Genomic DNA, 23,567 nt, shown 5'->3' with positions numbered 1-23,567 from the left:
ATCATTTATCATTGACCGTGGTACATTTGTTTGAATATCAAATCCACAGAAATCTGCGACTCTCGAACAGGAATTTTGTGATGTCCAAAACAGAACTGCCGCAGCGTGCGAAGGTCGTCATTGTTGGCGGTGGCGTCATGGGTTGCGGCCTGGCCTATCATCTGGGGCATGAAGGCTGGGGCGAAGACACAATCCTGCTGGAAAAGGCTGAACTGACCAGCGGATCGACATGGCACGCAGCCGGGCAGATCACCCATTCGACCAGCTCCTACGGGCTGGGGCGGATGGTCGATTACAATATTGGCCTGTATTCTAAAACACTTGAGGAAGAGACCGGGCAAGCCGTCACCTGGCATGGCTGCGGCTCGTTCCGTTTGGCCTATACCGAGGATGAGATGGACTGGTTGCGCCACACCTTGTCCGTGGGTCGTTCGCTGGGGTTTAACATCGAGCTGGTCGGGCCTGACTTCATCGCAGAAAAGCACCCGTTTTACAATCTGGATGGCGTTCTGGGCGCGCTTTACACCCCGGACGATGGCCACGTGGACCCCTCGAACGTGACCATGGCGATGGCAATCGGCGCGCGTCAGAAAGGGGTGCGTATCTTCCGCCACTGCCGCGCCACCAACATCACTCAGAACGATGTGGGCGAGTGGGTGGTTGAGACCGAAAAGGGCACAATCACCTGTGAGCATGTGGTCAATGCAGGCGGCACCTACGCGCGCCAGATGGGCGAATGGTCGGGACTGCAGCTGCCCATGACCTCGATGACACACCACTATTTCGTCACCGAAAACGTGCCCGAATTTCAGAATCTGGACACTGAACTGCCGGTGATCCGCGATGACAAGATGGTCTCGGGCTATATCCGGATGGAGCAGAAAAAGGGCCTGATCGGGATTTACGAGAAAGAGAACTCGAACTCGGTTTGGCACGACGAATGCCCGTGGGAGTACGAAAACTGGCTGTTCGAGGCTGATTATGACCGCGTCATGCCCTGGCTGGAGAACTCGCTGGTACGTATGCCGATCTTTGCTGAACTGGGCATCACACGCGAAGTACATGGTGCCATCAGCCATCCGCCCGATGGCAACCCAATGGTTGGTCCTGCGCCGGGCGTCAAGAACTACTGGTGCTGCTGTGGGACCCAGATTGGTATCGGTTGGGGGCCCGGCCTGACCCGCGAACTGGCCAAGTGGATGGTCCACGGAGCGGCTGACATTTCGATGCGCGACTACGACCCGCGCCGCTTTGGCAGCTACGCCAAGAAGGACTGGCAGGTCATCAAGGCGCATGAGGATTACAAACTGCGCCATGAAATTCCGTTCCCGCATTTCAACCGCTTGGAGGGGCGCCCGATAAAGCCTTCTCCGCTCTATGAAATTCTCAAGGACAAGGGCGCGGTGTATGAAGAGGTCTACGGGTTCGAGCGCCCCCGCTGGTTTGCGCCGGACGGCGTCGAGCAGCGCGACCACTACAGCTTCCGCCGCAACGTTGTGCATGATGTGATCGGGGCCGAGGTCAAAGCCGTGCGCCAAGGCGTCGGCATCATGGATGTCACCGCCTTTACCAAGGTCGAGGTTTCGGGCCCGGACGCTTACGCATTGCTGGACCGTCTGACCGCCAACAAGATGCCGCAGAAAACCGGCTCGATCACGCTGACCCATATGCTGAACCGCCGGGGTCGGGTCGAGTTGGAAACCACGCTGGTGCGCATGGCGGATGATCGGTTCTATCTGGTCTGTGCCGCCTTCTTCGAACAGCGCCTGCTGGACCATTTGAACCACAACCGCGCCGATGAGGATGTAACCATCACGGCGCTGTCTGCCGAATGGTCGGCCCTGTCGTTGAACGGCCCAAAATCGCGCGATGTTCTGGCGCAATGCACCGATGCGGATCTGTCGAATGCCGGTTTCCGCTGGCTGTCGGCGCAGGAAATCACCGTTGCAGGCCACAAGGTCTGGGCGTTCCGGATGTCCTATGCGGGCGAATTGGGTTGGGAGCTACACATGCCCGACGCGGCTTGTGTTGACGTCTATTCCGCGCTATGGGCTGCGGGTGAGGCGTACGGCATCGTCAATTACGGGTCCTTCGCGATGAACGCGATGCGGATGGAGAAGGCCTTCCCCGGTGCGGGCGAATTGACCAACGAGGTCACGCTGCCCGAGGCCAATGTAGGCCGCTTCATGAAGCTGAACAAAGACTATTTGGGCGTCGAAGCCACGCGTGTCAGTGCGAAACAGGCCGAGACGGGCGAAATGCCGTGGATCTGTGCCTATCTGGAGATCGAACCGGATGGGGTTGAGGACGGCCATGGCGGCGAAGCTGTTGTTGTGGATGGTGAAATTGTCGGCGCAACGGCCTCGGTCGCCTATGGCCACACGGTCGGCAAGATCTTGGCCTTTGCTTATATCAAGCCGCACGCCCATGTGCCGGGCACCGAAATCGAGGTCATCATTGCGGGCACGCCGCGCAAAGGGTGCATCCTGGCTGAACCAGCCTATGACCCGGCCAGCCTTCTGCCGCGCACCGACGCCCCACAGCTTGAGCAAGTAGAGGAAGCCTGACGTGAAGATCACGCGCATCGCGCTGTGGGAAGTTCCCCTGACCAGCCATGAGACCTACTATATGGCTGATGGAAAAACCTGCGACACCACCACCTCTGTGGTTCTGCGAATCGATACGGATGCCGGGCTGCAAGGATGGGGTGAGGTCTGCCCCATTCCCCACTACTTGCCGGCCTATGCCAAGGGCGTCATCCCTGCCGTCATGGAATTGGCCCCGGTTCTGATCGGGGCCGACCCGGTTGGCCCCGAGGCATTGATGGAACGTGCGAACGCCTACCTGCACGGCCATGGCTATGCCAAATCGGCCGTCGATATGGCCCTGTGGGATCTGACTGCGCAGGCGGCGGACCTGCCGCTGCATCGCCTGTTGGGCGGGCGGCAAGTCAAGGACATGCCGCTCTATCACTCGATCACCTGCGTCGCGCCGGATGAAATGGCCCGAATGGCACGCGACGCTTATGACAACGGTATGCGCCAGTTTCAAGTGAAGCTGGGTGCGGACGACGACTGGCAAGCGGATGTGGAACGTCTGGCAAGGGTGCGCGAAGCCGTTGGGTCAGGTCCCCTGGTTTACGGCGATTGGAACTGCGGCTGCGATGCGCTGACGGCCATCCGGGTCGGGCGGGCCGCATCTCATCTGGACGTAATGCTGGAACAGCCCTGCGCCACTTTGCATGAATGCGCCCATGTCCAGCGTACAACCGGCCTGCCGATGAAAATCGACGAAAACGCCCATGACATCACCTCGTTGCTTGAGGCGCATCAATTGGGCTGCATGCAAGCGGCAGCGTTGAAACTGTCGAAAATGGGTGGCCTATCCGCCATGCGGCAAATCCGCGACCTTTGTCTGACGCTGGGCACCCAGATGTGTATCGAAGACACTTGGGGCAGTGATATCACAACAGCGGCCGTGCTGCATCTGGCAGCATCGACACCCGCGCGTGGCATCCTGAACACTTGCGACCTGAGCCACTATGTCGGGCCCCGATTGGCTCCGGATTGCCCCGTGCGTCAGAATGGTAGCATCACTCCGCCCGAGGGGCCCGGTTTGGGTATCACGCCCGATGCTGACACGCTGGGCCAGCCAATTTCTATTGTTGATTGATCCAAATCTTCGCGCGGTTCGGCTTGTCGTTGGCACTGAGCAATCCTAGGCTGCCCCGAACTGCCACGGATCGTAAGTGGCGTAAACTTCGGGCGTAGTATGCCAAATACTTTCGACAATTGGATCGGGCGCAGCGAAAGCCACGGTGACATCCTGCGCCCCGAACCAGCGCGGTTCATGCAGGCCACGCTGGGGCAAGAGCCCGGCTTGGGCATTGGCGATCCGCTCCCCCCGCTATGGCATTGGCTCTACTTTCTCGATGCCAAACCTCTGGATCAGTTGGGGCGGGACGGGCACCCGAAGAAGGGCGGTTTTTTGCCGCCTGTTGCATTGCCTCGGCGCATGTGGGCAGGGGGTCGATTTACGTTTCATACACCCTTGCCGCTGGGGGCGCGTATCAAGAAACGCTCGACCATCAAAGCCATCACTGAAAAAAGCGGGCGCAGCGGGGAGCTTTGCTTTGTCACGGTGGTGCATGAGGTTCTGGCCGAAGATGGCACGCTTGCCCTGACCGAAGAACATGACATCGTTTATCGCGAAGATCCAAAGCCCAACGCATCAAAACCCGCGCAACCTATCGCGCCTGCCGACGCAGAGGTTTCGGAAATGGTTACGCCGTCCGAGGTCATGCTGTTCCGCTATTCGGCCCTGACATTCAATGGCCACCGCATCCACTACGACGTGGACTATGCCCGCACCGTCGAAGGGTACAGTGGGCTGGTTTTTCACGGCCCTTTGACAGCGACACTATTGGCCGCTCTGGCCAGTCGGAGCGTCAACAAACCGCTGAAAACATTCGCATTCAAAGGCCTGTCTCCCATCACAGGGATGGCACCATTTCAACTTCAAGGCAGGGCGAGTGAAGATGGTTTGGACCTTTGGGCCCGCCGCCATGATGGGGTCAACGCGATGCAGGCCCGCGCGACGTTCTGATCCTCAGCTGTTAACCGCACTCAACACCGCGCCTCAAGCAATTCAACAGCCTGATTGAAGCTCGAGGTGTTTTCTTCGGCCCGTGCGGTCAAATGTGCCCCTTCCAACAGGGCAAGGGCCGCGCGGGCCTCGGCTGGGGCGGCACCCAAAGATGAAATGGACCCATCCTGCGCCGCCAGTTCGAACACTCGGATCAGCCAGTTCACCATCATAGCTCGGAACTCAGATATCTTTTGGATCACCTCATCCGACAAGCTTTCGCGGCTGCCGATCAAGGCCACGCACAGACACAACGTTTTGCCACCGCCTAGCGCATCCCGGTAGATATCGATCAGCGCTAGCAGACGCTGGCCCGCAGTTGGCCAGGCGGCATCGATCCGATCACAATCGGCCTTCAGAGCGTCATGGTATCGATCCATCAACGCGGCAGTTAGTGCTGCCTTGGTCGGAAAATGATAGTGGATCGATGCTTTGCGAATGCCGACCGCATCGGCCAGATCTGCATAGCTGAACCCATCAAACCCACGGGTGCGCGCGGCTTGCTCGGCGACGTTCAGAAGGGCTATTTTCGTATCGGTCATCATAACAACTCAATCTTTTGGTAAATGATAAGCCTTGCGGCCTGTTCCGCGGCTTCCAATGCACCTTCAACGTATCCACCGAACTGGGGGGCAACCTCGGTCCCAGCGAAAATCAGCGCCTGGTCCCAAAGACCCTTCAGGGGTGAGGGCAGGCCATAGGTTGGGTGACTGAACAGCGGTTGCTGATCTTCCAATGTTGCCGTGAACGGGTCATTGGCCCAGTCTTTGACAAACAGGTCCAGCGGCTGTGCAGCCTCTGGCCCGAACAGCCGCTTGAGTTGATCCAAGACCAATTGGCGCAGACGCACCCGATCTTTACGCGCCTGCGGCGGCAATCCGACAAAGCCGAATAGCGCATAGGGCCCGTCTTGGGCGGGCGAGGCATCGTGGATTTCAACCATCGGTCCCCGACGGCTCATCGCGTCGCCGGACAGTCCGGCGTCGCGCCAGAAGGGTGATGCGTAGATTGCAACGGCCTTGGCCTGACCCGCCATCCAAGTGGGAACCGCAAGCATCGAACTCAGCGAGTTGTCAGGCAACGCGGGCACAAAAGACAACTGCGCAGCAACCCGCGGTGGCAGGGCGAGCACAACCCTGTCAGCATGAACGCTCCGGCCGTCGGCAGCTGTTGCAATCACACCATTTTCGCCACGCGCAATCTGTTGTATTGGCATTGACAGCTGAACCCGGTCCGGGTGGACGCTTGCCGCCAAAGCGTCGATCAGCACACCAAAGCCGCCGTCCAATCGCAGTGATCCCCGCATGGATGAAAACCCAAGGCCCCGCGACATGCGGCCTTGTTTGTCCTCATAGGTCAGCTCGCCTGCATAATGCTGTTCGAACCAGGATAGACCAAGCTGGCCGATCAAGTCTGCAATCCTTGGCTGACCGGGCCAGAACCAGGCCGGACCCAGATCGTAGCCGTTATCGCCATGATGCCGGGTCAGAATACGACCGCCTAGGCGATCCCGAGCCTCAACCAAAACAAAGTCATGCCCTTGTCGCGTGAGCTCTGCCGCAAGGCTCAGGCCCGAAAGACCGCCCCCGATGATCAGGGTCTGCGTCCGTTGTCTGGGTCGAGAGCTCATGTGCACGGCGCGATCAAGCCGTAGGCGCTTTGGCATAGGGCAGATGGCCAGTCTTTATCCAGACCTTTGCACCATCAGGACCTGCCACAGCTGTCAGGTTTTCACCGTCAGGCAACCGTAGCCATGCATTCTTAGCCAGCGCATCCCCGCCCGCAGTGATCTGGCCACCTATGACCAACAGCTCATGCCCACCAGCTGCATCCGAGGTCAGTTCCGCACCCGGATCAAGATGGCTATAGGTGACGCGTTCGCGGGGATCTTCGTACAGTAGCGCTGTCGCAACGCCCTTCACTGGTGCGCTAAGCTCCTCCGCCATGGTTTTGCGAAACTGCGTTCGATCCTCCATGTCAAACTGCCAGAGTTTGACAAAGATCGTACATCCCGGCTCTGAACCGGGTGTGTGAGACGAGGTTGGTGGATTGCGCACATAGGTACCTTCAGGGAAATCGCCGTGTTCGTCTTGAAATACCCCGTCCAGTACGATGAATTCTTCGCCTCCGGTATGGGTGTGGGCCGAGAACGAACTGCCCGGTGCATAACGCACAATGGTGGTGGCACGGGCCACTTCGCCTCCGATCCGGTCCAGCATCCGACGGTCAACGCCCTTCATTGGCGAGGGCAACCAGTCTAACTGATCCGAGTGGACAACGACGCGGGCGGAGAAATCAGAGTTCAGTTCCATAGGACGTTCCTTCTCGGGAAAGGTAGATTGGCATACAAGTTTCGCAATAACTATCTACTACTAGGTAGGCGGATTTCAACACCAAGTTTTGAACAACGATTTTTTTGTTGTACTTTAGGCATTTAACCGATCAAAACCGCTATGAATGCGCCAGAGCAGTGACCAGATAGTCGATCAACGCGCGAATTCTAGCGGTCAGGTGCCGGTTGGGCGGGTAAGTGGCGTAAAGGCCCAAAATCCGGGCCTCGTATGCCTCAAGGATCAACTTTAGCCGTCCTTCCGCCAAGAACGGCTTCGCAGTGTACAAAGGCACCCGCCCGATCCCCAACCCATCAGCGGCCATGTTCGCGACCGCGCGAGGCGAATTGGCGCGGAAGTTGCCCGAGACTGGTACAAACAGTTTTCCATCCGAGATTTTGAAATCCCAACTGTCGATCAGATTGCCCGTCGTTTGCAGCAGGCAGTTGTGCCATGACAGATCTTCTGGCGTTTTGGGGGCTCCCATTCGGCCCAGGTAATCCGGTGCAGCACAGCAAACGATACGCATATCGGTCAACTTACGCGCCACCAGCGAGGAGTCTTTCTGCGCCCCAAAGCGAATGGCCAGATCAAACCCTTCATCCACCAAGGACACATGGTGATCAGACAAATGCAGTTCGATCAAAACGGCTGGATGTTCATCCTGAAAGGGTTTGAGCAGGTGAACTAACTCGGCCGATCCATAACCAGTCGGGGCTGTGATCCGGATGCGTCCGGCCAGCTCGGTCTGACGTTGCTGGACCAGCCCTTCCAACTCATCGAATTGTTCCAAGAGCGGCAAGCAGCGTTCGAAATAGGCCTTGCCGGTGTCGGTCAGGGTGACACTGCGGGTGGTGCGATGAAGAAGCTGAGCGTTCAGACGCTGCTCAAGTTGCCCTATGTATTTGCTGGCCAGTTTCGTGCTGATGCCGACCTGTCGGGCACCGTCAGTAAACGATGCGTGGCTTGCGACAGCCACAAAAACCCGCATTCCTGCGATGGTGTCCATTATCTACGCCACGTTCATAGTCATTCAATAAGTGAGTATATTATCGCCTGACTGTAAGCAAGTTATCTCTGGCTCCAATGCAATCGAAAAGAAGGAGCCATCTGATGACATATCCCCTCCGCATTCACAGCTTTCCACTGTCTGGCCACGCTCACCGGGCAGTTTTGTTCGCCAGCCTGGCCGATATCCCTTATGACATTGTTGATGTGGATTTGGCGGGCGGGGCGCACAAACAGGATGCATTTCTGGCCTTGAACCCTGCAGGGCAAGTACCGGTTTTAGAGGACGGCGATGTTGTCGTGTGCGACAGCAACGCAATCCTTGTTTACCTTGCCCGCAAATACGCCCCAGACTATCTGCCCAATGATCCGGTGCTTGAGGCTGAGGTTCAGAAATTCCTGACCCTTGCCGCAGGCGAGATCGCCTTTGGCCCCGCAGCCGCCCGGTTGATCAATGTGTTCAACGCGCCTTTGGACATGGCGTTTACCCACGCAACAGCAGCCAAAGTTTTGGGCAAGCTCGATGCACATCTGGACGGGCGTAATTGGCTTGTCGGTGATCGGCCCACAATCGCTGATGTGGCCATCTACAGCTACACCGCCCACGCTCCCGAAGGCGATGTTTCGTTGGAACCCTACCCGAATGTGCGGCGCCTGCTAGCCAATATCGAAGCTTTGGAAGGGTTTGTACCAATGCCCAAAACCGCAGCCGGGCTAAACGCCGCCTAAAGCAGCATCTGAACCCAAAAGACACCGCGAGGTCCGCCATGAACGCGCCCCTTCAAACCGAGCATTCTCCGTTTCACCGCGGCGAGCGCGAAATGCAGCGCCGCATCGGAAAACAAGACAGAATGGAGAAGATAGGTCGGACGGTGATCCGCCCGTTCATGCCGGACCAGCATCGTGAATTCTTTGCACAGTTGCCCTTTGTTTTTCTGGGCAGTGTCGATCAGGATGGCTGGCCCTGGGCATCGATCCTGGCCGGCAAGCCTGGATTTTTGTCCTCACCAAATGAAAGACAGTTGAGGGTACAGGCCAGGCCTCATCCCAACGATCCATTGGCTGACGCTCTGGTACACAACACGCCACTGGGTTTGCTGGGGCTCGAACTATCTACGCGGCGACGAAATCGTCTGAATGCAACAATTGGCGAAGTATCAGAAACCGACATACTGTTGGATGTGACCCAGTCTTTCGGGAATTGTCCGAAATACATTCAAACGCATGTCGTTGACTTCATCCGAGAGCCAGGCAGCGAAGCGAAGCGCTCAAAAATCGAGCGGTTCAATGAACTGGACACTGCCGCGCGTGACATGGTCGCCTCAGCCAACGCATTCTATGTCGCAAGCTATGCAGACACCAATACGGGTCGCAGCGTTGACGTTTCGCATCGCGGTGGGCGGTCGGGGTTTGTGAAGGTGCAAGGCAACAGCCTTCTGGTGCCGGACTTTCAAGGAAACAACTTCTTCAACACGCTGGGCAACTTTCTTGTCACGCCGCGTGCAGGTTTACTATTTCCTGACTATCAAACCGGCGATGCACTGATGCTGACAGGAACGGTCAGAGTTCTGGCGGAACAGCACCCGGAAATCGCGGGGTTTGATGGTGCACAACGTGGCTGGCGGTTTGAGTTGGTCAGCGGCATTCGGATACATGACGCGTTGCCGTTTCGTGCGGAATTGACCGAATATTCACCGAACAGCCTCAGCACGGGGAGTTGGTCGACAGCAGCAAGGTAAGTGGTGGATACCCCGTTGGGTATGTCGTTCCGGGTCATATGTGTCGCAAATGCGCTAGTTCTGGCAGTTATCCAGCGCAACAAATGGCCATGCGCTATGTTTTGACAACCAACCCATTGGATCGCCGGGCAACCGGCTGTGATCTCGTTGTGATGTGCCAATAGAAGCCCGAGGGGCGTTCTGATTGGTCGAAGTCACATGCAAAACGAGATGAAACATGACATATGCGCTGCGCCTGGCCATAGATATTGGCGGCACCTTTACCGACACGGTTCTGGTTGAAGGCGATGAGACCATATTGGCCTCGGACAAAACCCTGACGACCCATCAGAACCCGGCAGATGGGGCGATGGAGGGCGCGCGGCGGGTGATGGCCGCAAGCGGGCGATCTCTGCCGCAGGTGACGGGGTTCATCCATGGCACCACGCTGGCAACAAATGCGCTAATCGAACGGCGCGGGGCCGTGGTGGCGACGATCTGCACCGAGGGGTTCCGTGATATCCTCGATATCGGGTATGAGAGGCGCTATTCCCAATACGATATCAATCTGGAAAAGCCTGATCTTCTTGTCCCGCGAGAGCGGTCTTTTGTGATCCGCGAACGTATGTCCGCCGAAGGCGCTGTGCTGATCCCATTGGATGAGGCGCAGGTCGATGACTTGCTGGCCGAACTGGACGCAAGTGGGGCCGGGGCGGTGGCGATCTGCCTGATGCACGCCTATGCCAACCCGGCGCATGAACGGCGCCTGCGGGATCTGCTGGCTGAGCGCCGTCCAGACCTAACCGTCTCGATCTCATCCGATGTTAGCCCCGAAGCCCGAGAGTTCGACCGGCTCTGCACCACGGTCGCAAACGCTTACATCCAACCCCTGATGCAAAGCTATCTGGCCCGGTTCGCCAAGAAATTCGCAGCCGAAGGTGTGACATGCCCGATCTTGATGATGACGGCAGGCGGAGGCATGTGTACGGTCGAAACCGCAGCCCGCTTTCCAATCCGTCTGGTCGAATCCGGCCCGGCAGGAGGGGCCATTCTGGCCGCACGCATCGCCGCGCAAGCGGGACTCGATCAAGTTCTATCCTTTGACATGGGCGGCACGACCGCCAAGCTGTGCCTGATAGACGATGCACGGCCGCAGACTTCACGTTCTTTCGAAATCGCGCGCGCCGCGCGTTTCATCAAAGGCTCGGGTATGCCGGTGCGAATTCCGGTGATCGAGATGATCGAGATTGGCGCGGGCGGCGGCTCGATTGCCGGGGTGGATCGTCTGGGCCGCCTGACTGTTGGGCCGCAATCTGCAGGGTCAGAGCCCGGGCCGGTGGCTTTTATGCGTGGTGGAACGGAACCGACGGTAACCGACAGTGATATTACATTGGGTTACATAGTGCCGGATACCTTTGCCGAAGGGCATATCCAGTTAGACGCGATTAGCGCCAAGGCAGCGTTGGCCCGTACAATTGGGGAGCGATTGGACTTGGATGCGGTCGGTTCCGCGGATGGGGTTAGCCGCATTGTCGATGAAAGCATGGCCAGCGCCGGGCGAATGCATGCGGTCGAGTCGGGGAAAGACCTCGGCCCACGCACGATGATAGCCTTTGGTGGAAACGGCCCGTTGCACGCCGGTCGCGTCGCCCGTTCTGCCGGCGTGTCTCGCATCGTGATCCCACCCAATCCGGGCGTTGGGTCGGCAGTGGGCTTCCTGTTCGCGCCGGTCTCGTTCGAGATTGTGCGCTCACACTATTCGCTGCTGAACAGCATGGACCTGGATGGGGTGAATGCCTTGTTTGATGCGATGATTTCCGAGGCGGAAGAGGTCGTGGCCAAAGGGGCGGGCGATGCGCGAACTCAAACCCGGTGCACAGCATTCATGCGCTATCACGGGCAAGGGCATGAGATCGAAATTCCTCTGCCGGACCGTGCGGTGACGCTCGAAGACATTGCCCCGCTGACCAACGCGTTTGAGGAGGAGTACCGCAAGCAATTCTCGCGCCCCGTACCTGGGATGCAGATCGAGATCTTGAACTGGGCCGTTAGGGTAGAGACGTTGGACAACACAGTTGCACCTGTGCTCGATACGCCCGAACGCACCATGTTCAACGCAACCGAGACACGCCCGATCACCTGCGATGTGGACGGCACGACAAAAGACGCGGCATTCATCGCGCGTGCCGATCTGGAACCCGGTGACTACGTATCCGGCCCGGCGTTGATCCATGAGCCTCAGACCACCACGCTCGTATCCGCAGATTTCTCAGCCCATATGGATGCAATTGGCAATCTAGTGCTGATCCAAGATCAGAAAGGAGGCGTATGATGAAACCCGAGCTTTCTCCCGCTCGCCTGCAAGTCATGTGGAACCGACTGCTGGCCGTCGTCGAGGAACAAGGACAGACCCTGATCCGCGCTGCCTTTTCGCCCATTGTAAGAGAATGCGGCGACATCTCTGCCGGGATCTTCGACGTCAATGGTCGGATGCTGGCCCAAGCCGTGACTGGAACGCCCGGACATATCAACACCATGGCCGAGGCGGTGCTGCATTTGCGCCAACGCTTTGCCGTTCAGGACATGAGACCCGGTGACATCTACATGACCAACGACCCGTGGCTGGCTTCCGGGCATTTGAACGACTTCTTACTGATGATGCCCGCGTTCAAGGATGGCAAGGTGGTTGGCTTTACCTCCTGCACCTCTCATCTGGTCGATCTGGGGGGATTGGGCATGGGGCCGGAAGGGTCGGATATTTACGACGAGGGCCTGCTGATCCCGCCCTGCAAACTGGTTGAAGAAGGCACACCAAACGCGCTGCTGATGGACATCATCCGCGCCAACTCGCGCGAGCCGATAGTGAATGAGGGCGACATCTACGCCCTGATTGCCTGTTGTGAGGCCGGGGTGAACCGATTGGTGGCGATGATGGATGAGTTCGGGATCGACGATCTGGACCGTTTGGGCAGCTATATCATCGAGACCTCGCGCCAAGGCGCGCTGGAGGCCATCGCTGAGGTGCCAGAGGGTGTTTTCAAGAACGTGCTGCGTATGGATGGCTATGAAAATGAACTGGAATTGCATGCCACCCTGTCCGTCACCAAGGACGGGATGCATGTGGATTTCGCCGGCACATCGGGCTGTTCGAAAAAGGGCATCAACGTACCGCTGAACTATGCCACGGCCTATACGGTCTTTGCCCTGCGTTGCATCGTCGGGCCGGATATTCCCAACAATGCGGGCTCGCTGGGACCGTTCACGGTTGATGGTCCCAAGGGCTGTATCCTCAATGCGCAGCGCCCGGTGCCGGTGGCGATGCGCCATACGCTGGGGCAGGTGACGCCTGATCTGGTATTGGGGTGCCTGCATCAGGCGCTGCCCGATAAGGTTCCGGCCGAGGGTGCAAGCTGCATGTTTGATCTGCCCATGCGCCACGCGCCTGAGGTTACGGCCAATGGCGGGCGTGAGTTTGCCATCGAGCCCGTGCACAACGGCGGCACCGGCGCGCGACCCCATGCGGACGGGCTGTCGGCCACGGCCTACCCCTCGGGTGTCTTCGGCTCTCAGGTCGAGATCACCGAAAGCGTTGCGCCAGTGATCATATGGCGGCGCGAATTGCTGCCGGATTCGGGCGGTGCGGGCAAATATCGCGGCGGGCTGGGCCAGAGGATCGAGATGACCTCGTCCAATGGTGCGCCGTTCATAGTGTTCCTGTCGGTTGAGCGGCTGAAATTCCCCGCCTTGGGCCGGATGGGCGGCCAACCCGGCGCGCCGGGGCGTATCCGGTTTCGGGACGGGGTCAGCGACATTCCCGGCAAGGGTGAGCTAAGGGTCGAAGGCGGAGACCGTCTGATCTTCGACACGCCCGGGGGTGGCGGGTTCGGCGATCCGGCAGATCGGGACCCGGACGCGCTGGCGCTGGATCTAAAGCGCGGATTGATAACACCCGAAGGGGCCAAGGCCTACGGTGTTAAGCCATGATCCGGGCAGTCGATCATATCCGTGCGATGGCTCCTTACGCTTTGGCCGATCTCGGAGACGCAGGCACCGTTTCTCTGGCACAGAATGAAAGCGCCTTTCCGCCCAGCCCAATGGCTGTTGCAGCGGGTCAGGCGGTATTGGATCAGATGCCGCTTTATCCTGATCCGGACTGGTCTGATTTGCGTGCACCGATTGCCGAGGTGCATAACCTCGACCCTGAAATGGTCCTGTGTGGGGCAGGGTCGATGGAGTTGATCGGTTGCCTGATCCGAACCTATGCCGGGTCGGGGGACCGGGTGTTGGGCACGGATTACGGCTATGCCTATGTGGCGTCTGCCACCGCGCAGGTGCAGGCGGATTATGTGCAGGCGCGTGAGGTCGATCTGACCGTTTCGGTAGATGATGTCTTGGCCGCTGTCACACCCAAAACGCGGATTGTTTTTGTCTGCAACCCAGGCAATCCGACAGGCACTCTGATCCCGAATCCTGAAATCATCCGTCTTCGCGACGCCCTGCGAAACGATGTGCTGCTGGTGATCGATCAGGCCTATGCGGAGTTTGCGGATGCAGACCACAACCCGGCTGAAATTTTCGCCTTGGCGAAACGTGGTGATACGGTGGTTTTGCGCACGTTCTCAAAAGCATATGGGTTAGCGGGCGCACGTGTGGGTTGGGGTGTCTTTCCCCCAGAGATTGCATCTGAGGTGCGGAAGGTCCTGAACCCGAACAACGTATCGATTCCCTCTCAGACCATGGCAGCGGCAGCGATGCGGGATCAGGCGCATATGCAGGAAACGGTGAACCGAACGGCTGCGATCCGAGATCGCTTTGCCAATGAGTGCAGGGCGCTCGGCCTGGCTGTGCCACACAGCCATACGAATTTTGTGCTGATCAGGTTCGCGGATGTCGAAACCGCTCAGAAAGTTGATCACGCCCTACTGGCCGAAGGTTTGCTAATGCGGGGCATGGGCGGCTATGGGCTGGGCGATTGTCTACGGGCAACGATCTGCCCGCAGGAGATAATGGATCGCTGTTTGGCCGTGCTCAGAAAGATAACGTCATGACCCACGAGACCCGCACACGAGCAAAGATCGGTGTCTTGGTGCCCTTCACCAACACCAATCTGGAAGCTGACATGATGCTGATGCGGTGCCCGAATACGACAGTGCATTTTCAGCGCATGGGGGGGTATGACGTGGACGAAATCCCCGGCTCTGATCAGATGGCGGGGCTGGGGGCCTCGGATATAAGCCATGACCTGAGAATGATCGCTGGCGTTCGGCCTGATGTGGTTCTGTACGGTTGCACCTCGGCCACGCTGACCCATGGGCCATCTTTTGACGCGCAACTGGTGCGCGATATCAAGGCCGCGTCTGGTGCTATCACCTTCACCGCAGCCGGGGCACTGGTACAGGCGATCAAAGCACTGGGTGTGGGCAAAGTCGGGTTCGCCTCACCCTATTTGGGTGAGATCAACGCGCAGGCTGCAGATTTTCTGGCGCAGAATGACATCACGACGGTGCATTCTGCAGATATCGGGCGGGCGTTGGGAAACTATGGGCAGGGTGAACTGACACCAGATGAGGTGTTTGATCTTGCCTGTCGCGCAGATCACCCCGAAGCAGAAGCCATCGTGCTCAGCTGCACCGACATGCGCGCGGTTGAGGCGGTTGAGCGGATCGAAGACCGACTGGGCAAACCAGTGGTCACATCGAACCAGGCGATGATGTTTGCGCTTGTCAGGGCATTGGATTTGCCACGGCATCACGGCCTTCCCGGTCGTTTGTTCGATCTCATCTGATTGGAAACGCGACGACTCTGACGCAGATGTGGCAAAAAGTCAGTGTCGGACCTCTTGTGATCGGCAATCCTTATTACTATTGTCAGGTTTAAATCTGCAACTCACTCACGCAGACGAACAGGTTTCAGGCAACTATGCACGCAGTCGTTTACAATGCGGTTGAAGAACAGCACCTTGCGCCAGCCCAGCAAATGGCGGATCGGCCCTTGGCGATCATCAACCACTTGCGAATGGTTGCGCTGCGCTGCCGTTCTGCTGAGCGGGTCGATCTGGATCAGGCCTGTGCCTTGCTGTTGTCTGATCCCGCAGATGCACAGATGCGGCATGCGGAAACTTTGATGCGCGGCTTCCGTCAGGCGGTTGAAAAACGCCCCATCTTTCATCGTCCGGGTTCGTCCGAACTGTCCTTTGATGAGGCCTGGCTAGCGCAGTTGTTCGATGCCATCGAGCGCGAGGATGATGACAGTTTCCGGTTTCTGATCCAGTCCCGCGTTTCACGTTGGCGGCAACGAAACTTGGCTTTTCTGGTTCGGGCTGTCTCGGACCAGTTTTAGCTTCTTTAGAATAATTCTAAAAAGGTCTTGGAATCTCTGCCTGATCCTTTAGATAGAGGTAAGATCCCTGTTCTTGATCGACAAAAACATTTCGAACCCCAGGAAAAAAGGTGACTTCCATGACACAAACAGCCGTTGATCTGACCACCGACGCCCGCACCGCCATCGCAGATGCGTTGAACCAGTCAGTTGCTGAAACAGCCGTAACAACCATGTTGGCGCAGAATTTTCATTGGAATGTAACCGGCATGGCCTTTAGCCCGCTGCATGAACTGTTCCAGAAAATCTACGAAGATCACTTTGTTGCACAAGATGATCTGGCAGAACGTGTAAAGGCGTTGGGTGCCCATGCCGAAGGCACGCTGGCAGGGATGCTCAGGCGCTCGAAAGTTGAAGAACATGACGGCCAGGCCACCGACAAAGAAATGATCAAGCTCATGCTGGACGCTCAGGAAACACTGGCGGCCACTCTGGCCGGTGCAGGCGAACTGGCGGCCGAGCACGGTGACACCTTGACCGAGGATCTGTGCATCGGTCGTGGTCAGACACACGAGAAATTTGCGTGGTTCCTGCGCGCCATGCTGCGCTAAGTTAGTTGGCCAGGGGAATACCAACCTTGGCCTTCTTCTTTTTTAGCTTTTTCAGATAGGCCGGTCCCCAATGGGTGTACCGGCCCATTTTTTCCTGCTGGCAGACAAGCATCTGCACAAAAGCCTCTTGCTGATCCGCTCGTTTAATCGATTTGAACAGCTTCTTCTGGGATTTGGTCATCGAGCAGCCGATGCAATGACCCTCGCGCCGGAATTTGCAGACGTCGATACAGGGCGAAGGGACTTTCTTGCTCATCAAGACTACTCATTGAATAGGGGCCAAGGAATCGCCCCTAGCTGGATTTGTGGTTGTCACGTTCCAAATAAGGCGATCTGCTCCAGATTTCGAGAGATGCAGTTCAAAATTGCGCCTCACGGGCAATCAGCATTGTTGTTAAGGTGGGCCAAGACTGATTGCGGCCCTTTCCCCACGCAAAATGTCGTGGAATAAACCACTGAAACTGGTCGGGTGTGCTAGTACCTTATGGGCCCACCCATGAGCAGCGACAGGAACCCCAAATGATCAAAGACAATCCCGATCTGATCGCGGCCATCCGCGACCGTTTCGCCCATGTCGAGAGTTGCCCGTTTCAGGGAGAGCGTATCTTCTTTGAAAACGCAGGCGGTGCGCTGACTTTGAAAAAAGTGGCTGAGACCTCTGCGTTTTATGCTGCGATCCCTGACAATCCTGGGCGGATCAATCCGGCCGGGCAGGGCACGCAGAATGTGATCAACAAGGCCAAGGCCGATCTGGGCGTATTCATGAATGCCAGCTCGGGTCAGTTCTTTGCGGGGGAAAGCGGGACCGAGCTGTTGTTCCGGCTGATCCGCACCGCCTGTCTTGTTGTGCCGAAAGGGGCAAAGGTCATCGGGTCCTCAATCGAACACCCCGCCACCCGCAGCGCCGCGCGCCGTTGGGCTGGGATTGCCGGGCTGGACTATGTCAACGTTCAGCATGACGATGAAGCCGGGCTGGTCACGGCCAAGGATTATGCCGCGCTGATGACCCCGGACGTGGCAGTGGCCACGATCCTGCACGCCTCACCCGTCACGGGGATGGGGATGGATGTGGCGGCGATTTCCGCCGCGATCCGCGCGGTTTCGCCCAACTGTCTGATCATCGTAGATGGTATCCAGCACGCGGCGCACGGGCAGTTGGATCTGGATGCGTATAATGTCGATGGCTATGCGATCTCACCTTACAAAGTGTTCTCGCGCCACGGCTATGGCATCGCGTGGATCTCCGATAAGCTAAGCGCGCTGCCCCATGACATGCTGATCGACGCGCCCGCGACGGGGTGGGAGTTCGGCACCCGTGATGCCGGTTCTTACGCCACAATGTCTGATGTGATTGAATATTTCGTCTGGCTTGGTGGAGAGGTATCGGACGAGGCAGAACCGCAGAAACGAATCGAGGCGGCAGGCCGCGCCATCCACGCCTATGAGACCCACCTGACCAATGCGATGATCAACGGGGTCGGCAACCTGCCGGGTCTACGCGATATGGATCACATTCGCATTCTGGCCGGAACGGACAACACAGCGCGCGAAGGTCTGGTGTCGGTTGTGGTGGATGGCGTCCCGTCCGAACAAGTCGTCGAAACACTCAACCAGCAGGGCATCCGTACCCATGTGCGCAAAGCGGACCATTATTCGGGCAATGTACTGACGCCGCTGGGGCTGTCGGATTGCATCCGTATCTCACTGTGTCACTACAACACCGAACAGGAAGTGGCGCAATTGCTAGCCGTCTTGAAAGACATGGCAGCTTGAGCGCATGAAAAAAGCCCGACCAATGGGCCGGGCTTATCTACACTCAGATCACATCTTTAGAAATGAGCGGAATTGGTCGTCGCAGGTGCCTTTATCGGTGGCGCGAATTTGGTCAAATCAATGCCATCTACCGCCGTCTTGTATTCCTCAATGGTTGGGGTGCGGCCCAGAATGGCCGACAAGACCACAACAGGGGTCGAGGCCAACAGGCTTTCACCTTTCTTGTCAGGCGCATCCGCCACGACGCGGCCCTGGAACAGGCGGGTCGAGGTGGCCAGAACCGTGTCGCCTTTGGCCGCTTTCTCCTGATTGCCCATGCAGAGGTTACAGCCCGGACGCTCAAGGTACAGGATGTTCTCGTATTCTGTGCGGGCTTGCGTTTTGGGGAACAGATCGTCGAATTCAAACCCGGAATAGCGCTGGAGAATCTCCCAATCGCCTTCCTCTTTCAACTCGTCGATGATGTTGTAGGTCGGTGCGGCCACAACCAGTGGCGCATTAAACTCAACCTTACCCGCGCCCTTTTCGAGATTGCGCAGCATTTGAGCGACAATCTTCATGTCGCCCTTATGCACCATACACGACCCGACAAAACCTAGATCCACATACTTTTCAGCATTGTAATACGAGATCGGGCGGATCGTATCGTGGGTGTAGCGCTTGGACACATCAGCATTGTTGACATCCGGATCGGCGATCATCGGTTCGACGATCTGATCCAGATCGACAACAACTTCTGCGAAGTACTTTGCGTTGTCATCAGGGCGCAGCGCCGGTTTTTCACCCGACTTGATTTCGGCAATGCGTGCATCTGCGATATCGATCAGCTTTTGCAGCATGCCGTTTTCATGCTCCATGCCCTTTTCGATCATGATCTGGATGCGCGACTTGGCCAGCTCCAGCGAACCAATCAGGGTCTCGTCATTTGAGATGCAGACCGAAGCTTTGGCCTTCATCTCAGCCGTCCAGTCGGTGAAGGTAAAGGCCTGATCCGCCAGCAGCGTGCCGATATGCACCTCAATCACGCGGCCCTGGAACACGTTGTCGCCATGCTGTTCCAGCATCTGTGCCTGCGTCGCATGCACCACGTCGCGGAAATCCATATGCTCGGCCATGTTGCCCTTGAAGGTCACCTTGACCGATTCAGGGATCGGCATTGAGGCTTCGCCGGTTGCAAGCGCCAGCGCCACAGTACCCGAATCCGCGCCAAATGCCACGCCTTTGGACATACGGGTGTGGCTGTCGCCGCCGATTATGACCGACCAGTCATCTACGGTGATGTCGTTCAGCACTTTGTGAATCACATCGGTCATCGAATGATAGACGCCCTTAGGGTCACGACCGGTAACGAGGCCGAAATCATTCATGAACTTCATCAGGCGTGGGGTGTTGGCTTGTGCCTTCGCATCCCACACAGAGGCCGTGTGACAGCCCGATTGGTATGCCCCATCCACGCTAGGTGAGACCACTGTCGCAGCCATCGCTTCGAGTTCCTGCATGGTCATCAAACCGGTGGTGTCTTGTGAGCCAACAATGTTGACCCGGACGCGCACATCAGACCCGGCATGCAGGGTCTTGCCCGGCGTGGTGCCCAGAGCGTTTTTGTTGAAAATCTTCTCAACTGCGGTCAGGCCCTGACCGTCATGGCTGATCTCTTTAGACGGCGCAAAAACCAGCGGGGCTTCGACGCCCAGTGTTTCGGCCGCGATGGTCTGCAGCTTTTTGCCAAAGACAATGGCATAGGAGCCACCGGCCTTCATGAATTCGACCTTCTGCGGCGTAAAGGATGCCGGCACATCAACCAGTTCTTCGCCATCTTCGCTCAGCAGCTTGTGGGTTTTGGTGTTGATCTTTAGCACCGTACCTGTGGCAACCGAGTATTTCTCTTCAAGGATCGGATTGCCGTCATTGTTCAGGATCGCGTTGCCGTCTTCGTCGACCTTTTTGACCCAGTTCTTCAGGTCAAGACCAATGCCGCCAGTCACGCCCACGGTTGTCAGGAAGATCGGCGAGATGCCATTGGTGCCCGCCACGACCGGGGCGATGTTGACGAAGGGCACGTAGGGGCTGGCCTGCTTGCCGGTCCATAGCGCCACGTTGTTCACACCTGACATACGGGACGAACCCACACCCATCGTGCCTTTTTCCGCAATCAGCATCACGCGTTTACCGGGGTGTTGCAGCTTCAGCGCCTCGATTTCCTGCTGCGCTGCCTCGGAAATCAGGCATTTGCCATGCAGTTCCCGATCAGCACGCGAATGCGCCTGATTGCCGGGCGACAGCAAATCGGTCGAGATATCACCTTCGGCGGCAACATAGGTGACGACCTCAATCTCATCATCAATTTCGGGAAGCTTGGTAAAAAATTCAGCTTTGGCGTAGCTTTCAAGAATGTCTTTCGCGATCGGATTGCCGGCCTCAAAGGCGGCCTTCAGACGGTCGGTATCGGCGTCATAAAGGAACACTTGCGTCTTAAGAACTTCAGCCGCTTCGCCAGCAATCTTTGTATCTTCGCCCAAGGCCAGATCCAGCAGCACCTCGACTGAGGGGCCGCCTTTCATATGCGACAGCAACTCAAACGCAAATTCCTGCGTTATCTCTTCGACATCCGCCTCGCCAAGAATGATCTCTTTCAGAAAGCGAGCCTTTTCACCGGCGGCACTCGTTGTACCGGGCAGCGTGTTGTAGATGAAATAGTTCAGTGAATCGGCGCGATATTCGTTCTGACGGTCGCGGATCTGATCGATAATCTCTTTCGCCAATGCGCCATCATCAATAGGCTTGGGGCTAAGGCTCTGCTCTTTGCGGGTTTCGATTTCACTCAGGTAATCTGTATAGAGGCTCATGGCATTTTCCGACGATTTGGGCGAGAGCGCGAGGTGTGAATTTTACCTCGCCATTCAATTTGTATGCGGCGGTATACGAAAAGCGCACAAGTTGCAAGAGTAGCAGGTGTGGCGCCATGTCTCGGTTTTGTCGTTTAACGAATGATCGCGATCCAGACATCCCCAACACGGAACTGACTGACAGAGCCAAGCCGGACAGGTTTATCCGGTGCAATTTGCCGCCCGCGCACCCAGGTTCCATTCGAAGAACCCATATCCCGAATTTGAAGCTGGTTGCCCTTGGCAATCTGCAAGATGCAATGTTTGCCCGACGCGCCCTTGCTGCGTGTCAATGCCAGATCGGCCCAGCCGGAATCGCGCCCGATTTTGATCTGCCGCGAGGATTTGAGGCCCTTTACCTGATTGAAGACCAGGCTCTTGCCGCGATCCGGCCCGGATTGCACACGTAGCCGCCAAAGAGTCACCGAACGCGGCGCCATCGGGCTGAACCAGCGGATTTCAGCAGCCCTGTCATATCGTGCGGCGGTGTTTGGGTTCAGACCCATCAGACCCAGCGTCATGATCTTTTTCATGGCGCGTGTGGACCGGCGCACGGGTGAAACCGGCTTGCCGCTTTTGTCACGCATCGTCAGGCGCAGGACAAAGCGGCCAAGGGTTGCGCCGCTCAGCACGCCTTCGCAGATCAGCCAGTAGATGAGGACCATCGCCAGATAAAGCCCCGCCGTCAGGGCAGGGCCTGCACGCAGCAGCCCAAGCTCTTGCCGCAACACGGGTTCGATAGTAGCGCAAACAAATGCCAGAAACATGAAATCGAACAGCGCAGCCGCGCTGAGCAGGCGGGCGGCGTTTTTGTCGTCCAAAGGGCCCCCGATCGCCATCACCGTGCCCCCAGCATCGTCAGAATCATGAACAGCGCTGCTCCGATTGAGCACAGCATGAGCGCATCACAATGAAGCCGCAGCGCATGTTTCCCGGCTGCGTTAGAGTTGCGAAAATGAAACCCGGCGACCCACAAGGCAAGACCCATACCGACAATGGTGAACAGCAAGGTCTCGGACAGGATTTGCCGGTTCATGGCAACCGCCAACCAGTCGGCAGCACCCACAATCAATCCACCCCACAGAATGGCAACAACATAGACAGCAAAGCTCAACGCCTCATTCCGGGAACGGCTGAGCCAAGTTACCAACGCCCCCAAACCCCAGCCCAATGCGGCGGCGATGAGAATCACCAAAATCATACGAACGGGCAGCGAAAGTGTTGCCACCTCAACATTAAAGACCACCCTAGAGGTATTGTTCGCGAAATTGGAACTAACACCCAGAATAGCCAATAACGCGCCAATACCGGCGCCGATATTTCCGGCAAATGCAAAAACCTCATTCGCCAGAACCATCTTGTCCCGTAAACCAAAGGGTAATCTCATCTTAAAACTCATCCTATGATCGAATGTTCAAAAGTATTTGGTCGAATGCCAATCGAATCAGTATTCTATCTTTGCAGGTCATTTGCGAATCGTTGATTGAAAATAAAAAATATGTGAGTTCTTAATCAACTAAGAAGAAAAATTGTTTTACGGAGTAACGAGATGCGTACAGTTGCAGTGTCATTTTTTGCTGCTATTTCCCTTCTACTGACAGCATGTACCGATGAGGCTTTCCAATCTGCGTCATCATCTTCAGTAGCTGGAAAAACCCAACAGGAAAAACAGCTGGAAAAGCAGGTTAAAAGCCTGGATCAGGTGTCCAAGGACATCATTGTTAACAATACGGTTCAGGGTGCGCTGGCTGGCGCAGTTGTCGGTTGTGGTCTCGGCCTGTTGCTGGGCGGCGACGCCGGGGATTGTGCGGCTGGTGCCGCCGCAGGTGGCCTGATCGGTGGTGTCGGCGGCAACCAGGTCGGCCGTCAGGCCGCTGCTAAGAATGTTGAAATCGTCAACAGCAAGCAGGTTCTGGCAAACCTGTCGAATGTCAGCAAACAGCTGAGCTCGGTCGAAGCAAACCTGCGTTCGGTATTGGCCTCGCAAAATGCAGAACTGAAATCGCTGCGCCGTCAGCTGGACGGCGGGCAGCTGTCTCAGTCGGCTTACAATCAGCGCGTCAACGCGATCAAATCCAACCGTCAGGTTGTGTCGAACGAGTTGAAGCGCAGCGAAAAGAACATGGACAACACCATCTCGGAGCTGAAGACAGCGTCAAGCAAAGGCCAACCCGGCTTGGGCGGAGCAACAAATGCTGCGGTCAGCAACAAGAACCGGCTGGCACGGACGCGGGCATCCATCAACCTGCTATAAGTTTCAATAACCCGCGCCTAACCTTG

21 protein-coding genes are annotated in these 23,567 nt (G+C 57.2%); 13 read left to right on the top strand and 8 right to left on the bottom strand.

Annotated elements, in window-relative coordinates; translation table 11 throughout:
* Nucleotides 1-80 precede the first annotated feature (80 nt).
* The 3 genes from ACR0KG_RS10175 to ACR0KG_RS10165 all read left to right on the top strand — a co-directional run bounded on the left by ACR0KG_RS10175 (nucleotide 81) and on the right by ACR0KG_RS10165 (nucleotide 4,605).
* Nucleotides 81-2,567, top strand: coding sequence for an FAD-dependent oxidoreductase (locus ACR0KG_RS10175; RefSeq protein WP_480827185.1), 2,487 nt, complete (start codon nucleotides 81-83; stop codon nucleotides 2,565-2,567).
* Between the two features lies 1 nt (nucleotide 2,568).
* A complete protein-coding gene (locus ACR0KG_RS10170) occupies nucleotides 2,569-3,672 on the top strand; it encodes a mandelate racemase/muconate lactonizing enzyme family protein (protein ID WP_480827184.1) in 1,104 nt (367 codons plus the stop codon).
* 99 nt (nucleotides 3,673-3,771) lie between these two features.
* Nucleotides 3,772-4,605 carry an HTD2 family dehydratase gene (locus ACR0KG_RS10165; RefSeq protein WP_480827183.1) on the top strand — a complete coding sequence of 278 codons (834 nt, stop codon included), beginning with the start codon at nucleotides 3,772-3,774 and terminating at the stop codon, nucleotides 4,603-4,605.
* A gap of 20 nt (nucleotides 4,606-4,625) precedes the next feature.
* On the opposite strand, the gene ACR0KG_RS10160 is transcribed toward ACR0KG_RS10165, so the two are convergent.
* From ACR0KG_RS10160 to ACR0KG_RS10145, 4 genes are all read right to left on the bottom strand, one after another.
* Nucleotides 4,626-5,186 carry a TetR/AcrR family transcriptional regulator gene (locus tag ACR0KG_RS10160; protein WP_480549516.1) on the bottom strand — a complete coding sequence of 187 codons (561 nt, stop codon included), beginning with the start codon at nucleotides 5,184-5,186 and terminating at the stop codon, nucleotides 4,626-4,628.
* Complete coding sequence (locus ACR0KG_RS10155; RefSeq protein ID WP_480827182.1) at nucleotides 5,186-6,274, bottom strand: flavin monoamine oxidase family protein; 1,089 nt, start codon at nucleotides 6,272-6,274, stop codon at nucleotides 5,186-5,188. The genes ACR0KG_RS10160 and ACR0KG_RS10155 overlap by 1 nt, the downstream gene beginning before the upstream one ends.
* 13 nt (nucleotides 6,275-6,287) lie before the next feature.
* On the bottom strand, nucleotides 6,288-6,956 hold the full coding sequence (locus ACR0KG_RS10150) for a cupin domain-containing protein (protein ID WP_480827181.1): 669 nt from the start codon (nucleotides 6,954-6,956) through the stop codon (nucleotides 6,288-6,290).
* Between the two features lie 139 nt (nucleotides 6,957-7,095).
* Nucleotides 7,096-7,983 (bottom strand): LysR family transcriptional regulator, encoded by an 888-nt coding sequence (locus ACR0KG_RS10145; protein WP_480827180.1) that lies wholly within the window; start codon nucleotides 7,981-7,983, stop codon nucleotides 7,096-7,098.
* A 104-nt stretch (nucleotides 7,984-8,087) separates the two neighbouring features.
* Between ACR0KG_RS10145 and ACR0KG_RS10140 the strand changes: the two genes are divergently transcribed.
* The 8 genes from ACR0KG_RS10140 (at nucleotide 8,088) to ACR0KG_RS10105 (ending at nucleotide 16,629) form a co-directional block, all read left to right on the top strand.
* Complete coding sequence (locus ACR0KG_RS10140; RefSeq protein WP_480544741.1) at nucleotides 8,088-8,711, top strand: glutathione S-transferase family protein; 624 nt, start codon at nucleotides 8,088-8,090, stop codon at nucleotides 8,709-8,711.
* A gap of 38 nt (nucleotides 8,712-8,749) precedes the next feature.
* A complete protein-coding gene (locus tag ACR0KG_RS10135; protein ID WP_480827179.1) occupies nucleotides 8,750-9,721 on the top strand; it encodes a pyridoxamine 5'-phosphate oxidase family protein in 972 nt (323 codons plus the stop codon).
* Nucleotides 9,722-9,938: 217 nt separating this feature from the next.
* Nucleotides 9,939-12,032 (top strand): hydantoinase/oxoprolinase family protein, encoded by a 2,094-nt coding sequence (locus tag ACR0KG_RS10130; protein WP_480827178.1) that lies wholly within the window; start codon nucleotides 9,939-9,941, stop codon nucleotides 12,030-12,032.
* Entirely contained in the window at nucleotides 12,032-13,684 is a 1,653-nt protein-coding gene (locus tag ACR0KG_RS10125) for a hydantoinase B/oxoprolinase family protein (protein ID WP_480827177.1), read from the top strand. The genes ACR0KG_RS10130 and ACR0KG_RS10125 overlap by 1 nt, the downstream gene beginning before the upstream one ends.
* Entirely contained in the window at nucleotides 13,681-14,748 is a 1,068-nt protein-coding gene (locus ACR0KG_RS10120; protein WP_480549500.1) for a pyridoxal phosphate-dependent aminotransferase, read from the top strand. Before ACR0KG_RS10125 ends, ACR0KG_RS10120 begins: the two co-directional genes overlap by 4 nt.
* Entirely contained in the window at nucleotides 14,745-15,485 is a 741-nt protein-coding gene (locus tag ACR0KG_RS10115) for a maleate cis-trans isomerase family protein (RefSeq protein ID WP_480544746.1), read from the top strand. Before ACR0KG_RS10120 ends, ACR0KG_RS10115 begins: the two co-directional genes overlap by 4 nt.
* 134 nt (nucleotides 15,486-15,619) lie before the next feature.
* Complete coding sequence (locus ACR0KG_RS10110; protein ID WP_480827176.1) at nucleotides 15,620-16,039, top strand: hypothetical protein; 420 nt, start codon at nucleotides 15,620-15,622, stop codon at nucleotides 16,037-16,039.
* A 119-nt stretch (nucleotides 16,040-16,158) separates the two neighbouring features.
* Entirely contained in the window at nucleotides 16,159-16,629 is a 471-nt protein-coding gene (locus tag ACR0KG_RS10105; RefSeq protein WP_480549496.1) for a Dps family protein, read from the top strand.
* A 1-nt stretch (nucleotide 16,630) separates the two neighbouring features.
* On the opposite strand, the gene ACR0KG_RS10100 is transcribed toward ACR0KG_RS10105, so the two are convergent.
* Entirely contained in the window at nucleotides 16,631-16,885 is a 255-nt protein-coding gene (locus ACR0KG_RS10100; protein ID WP_480549494.1) for a DUF1289 domain-containing protein, read from the bottom strand.
* A 263-nt stretch (nucleotides 16,886-17,148) separates the two neighbouring features.
* On the opposite strand from ACR0KG_RS10100, the gene ACR0KG_RS10095 reads away from it, so the two are divergent.
* Nucleotides 17,149-18,402: an aminotransferase class V-fold PLP-dependent enzyme gene (locus tag ACR0KG_RS10095; RefSeq protein WP_480544750.1), complete on the top strand. Its 1,254-nt coding sequence runs from the start codon at nucleotides 17,149-17,151 to the stop codon at nucleotides 18,400-18,402.
* Between the two features lie 56 nt (nucleotides 18,403-18,458).
* Here the strand turns inward: ACR0KG_RS10095 and ACR0KG_RS10090 are convergent, their stop codons facing one another.
* The 3 genes from ACR0KG_RS10090 to ACR0KG_RS10080 form a co-directional block, all read right to left on the bottom strand.
* Nucleotides 18,459-21,248, bottom strand: coding sequence for a bifunctional aconitate hydratase 2/2-methylisocitrate dehydratase (locus ACR0KG_RS10090; RefSeq protein ID WP_480544751.1), 2,790 nt, complete (start codon nucleotides 21,246-21,248; stop codon nucleotides 18,459-18,461).
* Nucleotides 21,249-21,382: 134 nt separating this feature from the next.
* A complete protein-coding gene (locus tag ACR0KG_RS10085; RefSeq protein WP_480827175.1) occupies nucleotides 21,383-22,126 on the bottom strand; it encodes an FHA domain-containing protein in 744 nt (247 codons plus the stop codon).
* Nucleotides 22,126-22,674 carry a hypothetical protein gene (locus tag ACR0KG_RS10080; RefSeq protein ID WP_480544753.1) on the bottom strand — a complete coding sequence of 183 codons (549 nt, stop codon included), beginning with the start codon at nucleotides 22,672-22,674 and terminating at the stop codon, nucleotides 22,126-22,128. The genes ACR0KG_RS10085 and ACR0KG_RS10080 overlap by 1 nt, the downstream gene beginning before the upstream one ends.
* Nucleotides 22,675-22,836: 162 nt before the next feature.
* Here ACR0KG_RS10080 and ACR0KG_RS10075 point away from each other — a divergent pair, with 162 nt between their 5' ends.
* Nucleotides 22,837-23,541: a hypothetical protein gene (locus ACR0KG_RS10075; protein ID WP_170535074.1), complete on the top strand. Its 705-nt coding sequence runs from the start codon at nucleotides 22,837-22,839 to the stop codon at nucleotides 23,539-23,541.
* Nucleotides 23,542-23,567 lie beyond the last annotated feature (26 nt).

This window comes from Ruegeria sp. H4 (assembly GCF_056533065.1).
Note: the sequence above shows the minus strand (reverse complement) of the source record. Positions and strands in the feature narration are given on the sequence as shown.